This window comes from Mesorhizobium sp. M4A.F.Ca.ET.020.02.1.1 (genome assembly GCF_004022645.1).
Taxonomy (GTDB): Bacteria; Pseudomonadota; Alphaproteobacteria; order Rhizobiales; family Rhizobiaceae; genus Mesorhizobium.
Window position 1 is genome coordinate 1 of record NZ_RZOI01000685.1, and the last position, 3,206, is coordinate 3,206.

A 3,206-nucleotide genomic window follows, 5' to 3' on the forward strand; every position below is an offset into this window, starting at 1 on the left:
CCCGAACGCCATCGCCAACACCTACATTTCCGTCCAGGGCAACGCCAAGCTGGAATCGAACGCCGCAGCCACCGACTGGCTTGCGCCCGAGATCGCCGACCTGTCGAAGCGGGTCAAGGATGCCGAGGCCAAGGTCGCCGACTTCCGCGCGCAGTCGGATCTCCTGATGGGCGGCAACAATGCGGTGCTGGCTACCCAGCAGCTTTCCGAACTGTCCACCGAACTGTCGCGGGTGCGCGCCAATCGCGCCGCCGCCGAGGCGACCGCCGACAGCGTGCGCAAGGCGCTGCAGTCAGGCGGCTCGCTGGATGCGGTTCCGGAAGTTCTGAATTCCGACCTGATCCAACGCCTGCGCGAGCGGCAGGTCGAGCTCAGGGCCAACATCGCCGACCTCTCCACCACCTTGCTCGACAATCATCCCCGCATCCGCGCCCTGAAATCACAGCTTGCCGATCTCGACGGCCAGATCCGTAACGAGGCGCAAAAGATCATGAAGGGTCTGGCGACGCAGGCGCAGACGGCGCAGGCGCGCGAGAACCAGCTCCTCGGCGACGTCAACACGCTGAAGGCCGCATCGGCCCGTGCCGGCGAGCAACAGGTCGAGCTCGACGCGCTGCAGCGCGACGCCAACGCCCAGCGCCAACTGCTTGAATCCTATATGACGCGCTACCGCGAGGCCTCCTCGCGCAGCGATCGCAACTACCTGCCGGTCGATGCGCGTATCTTCTCGCGCGCCGTGGTGCCGTCGGAGCCCTATTTCCCGAAGATCGTGCCGATTGTCGGCGCCGCGTTTGTCGCCTCGCTGCTGCTGATGGCGGTCGCGACGCTGCTTCGGGAGTTGTTTTCGGGCCGCGCCATGCGCCCGGCCACCGGTGCGCGATTTGGACGAATCGAGCAGGTGGAGATGCCGGTTGCCCGCGCCGAGCCCGCGCTTGTCGATGCCGGGCTGACCAGGCATCGCTCGACCGAACCGGAGGCAGGGCCGGAAGCAGTCGCCGCAGCAGACGCGACGGATGGAGACACCGGGCAGCAGGCCTCGACGCTGGGCGAGATTGATATCGAGAAGGCGGCGGAGAAACTGATCGCTTCTGGCACGGCGCGCGCCATATTCGTGTCGCCGGAAGGCGACGAGGCAGCCGCTTCCGCCGTGCTGGTAGCGCGCGAGGTCTCGGACGCCGGCCTGCGCGTGCTGCTGCTCGACCTCACCGCATCGGGTGCCGCCTCGCGGCCGATGCTGGACAGCGGGCTTTTCCCGGGGATCACCGACCTGCTCGCCTCGGAGGCGCAGTTCAGCGACGTCATCCACGCCGACCTCTACTCGGACTGCCACGTCATCCCGGTCGGCACCGCCGATCCGGCCCGCGCCATGCGCGCCGCCGATCGGCTGCCGATCATCATGCAGTCGCTGACCACCGCCTATGATCTTGTCGTGGTCGAATGCGGCCCGGCCGACGCGCAGGGCATCGGCCGGCTGGTGGGCGAGGGCACCGAGGTCTTCCTGTCGATGCTGGAAGCCGACGACGAGGTGACGCAGGCCGCAGTCAAACTGATCGAGAACGGCTACCCCGAGCTCACGCTGGTGACGCCGCTCGGCCACGAGGCCCCGGGGACGCCGGTGCCAGGACGCCGCACGGCGGCGTGAGACCGCGATTCTCTGGCCGCTTGCCGGGGCATCGTTCGAATGGTCTCAGCGGTCAGTGATTAGTTGTCGTCCTCGGCGGCAGGCGCCGCCTGTCCGGCGGCCTTGCGGCGTAGCATCTTGGTCAGCTTCCAGATGAGCGGGCTGTTCTTGATGATGGCCTTTGTCCGCGCGCCTTGCCGGAGCGCCAGCGCCAGCGCGCGGCCTTTCAGCGTCAGCGGCACCAGCACCTCGAAATGCTGGGTCTCAATATCGCACCATAGCCGCTTGTAGGGTTCGTCGCCGACCGAGAAGTCATAGACGCCGAATCCGGCCTGGCAGGCTTCCTGGATGTTGTCGAAGAACAGGAAATCGCCGGGGCTCGTGAAGGCGAGATCGTCCTCGGCGATCGCGCCGAACTCGCAGATCAGGCGCTTGCCCGAGAGGCTCGATCCGGTGACGGCGCGCAGCTTGCCGGCGACTTCCAGGCCATGCAACACAAACGACGGTTTTCCCTCTGCCAGCGCTTCGGTGAACAGGGTGCGGAAGAAGGCGCGGACCTCCGGCTCGCCGAACACATTGGCGATGCCCATCTTGCGGAAGCGCACCTCCTTCATGTCGAGGAAGGCATCGAGCAGCCTGTCCACCTCCGCGCGCGTGCGCGCCTCGATACGGCGGAAGGCGCCGACCGCCTCGAATTTGCGCGTCTGCGAACGGTGCTTCTTGCGCTTGCGCTTGCCGCTGGCGCGCGCCAGCAGCGCGTCGAGGTCGCCGAACTGCTCCAGGAGCTGCGCCGCCGTCTTCGGCCCGATGCCGGGCACGCCCGGCACATTGTCGACCGAGTCGCCGGTGAGCGCCTGCAGGTCGATCATCTTCTCCGGCGGCACGCCCCATTTCTCGATCACTTCGGGGATGCCGATCTGGCGATCCTTCATCGGGTCGTACATGCCGACCGTGGGACCGACCAGCTGCATCAGATCCTTGTCGGAGGAGATGATAGTGGTGTCGCCGCCAGCCTCGCAGGCAAGCCGGCAATAAGTGGCGATGAGGTCGTCGGCCTCGAAGCCCTCCATCTCGATGCAGGGAAGATTGAAAGCCGTGGTCGCCTGGCGGATCAGGCCGAACTGCGGGATCAGGTCCTCTGGCGGTGCCGAGCGGTTGGCCTTGTATTCGGGGTAGAGCTCGTTGCGGAAGGTCTTCGAGGAATAGTCGAAGATGACGGCGAAATGCGTCGGCACCACGCCGACATCGGTGTTGCGGGCATCCTGCATCAGCTTCCACACCATGTTGCAGAAGCCGAGCACCGCATTGGTGGGCAAGCCGTCGGATTTGCGATTGAGCGGCGGCAGCGCGTGATAGGCGCGGAAAATGTAGCCGGAGCCGTCGACGAGGAAGAGATGATCGCCTTTTTTCATGCCGGCAGGGATAGCGCGGCCAGACGGCGCGGTCCATGCCAAAGGCGGCTGAAACTACCGGTTCCGGCAACACCCTGACAGAGGCTGCCGCCGAATGATCCGGCCACTCACGGGCATGTTACAAAAGTGTAATACTGGTGCCCTTGAATCGCCACGTTCACAGACCCAAATAA

2 protein-coding genes are annotated in these 3,206 nt (G+C 65.8%); one reads left to right on the forward strand and one right to left on the reverse strand.

Annotation, left to right across the window (positions count from 1 at the left end; genetic code table 11):
* Window positions 1–1,642, forward strand: a 1,642-nt coding sequence (locus EN742_RS29310) for an exopolysaccharide transport family protein (protein WP_128333578.1), incomplete at its 5' end; no start/stop codon positions are given.
* A 59-nt stretch (window positions 1,643–1,701) separates the two neighbouring features.
* Here the strand turns inward: EN742_RS29310 and EN742_RS29315 are convergent.
* Entirely contained in the window at window positions 1,702–3,033 is a 1,332-nt protein-coding gene (locus EN742_RS29315) for a GNAT family N-acetyltransferase (protein ID WP_189375663.1), read from the reverse strand.
* Window positions 3,034–3,206 lie beyond the last annotated feature (173 nt).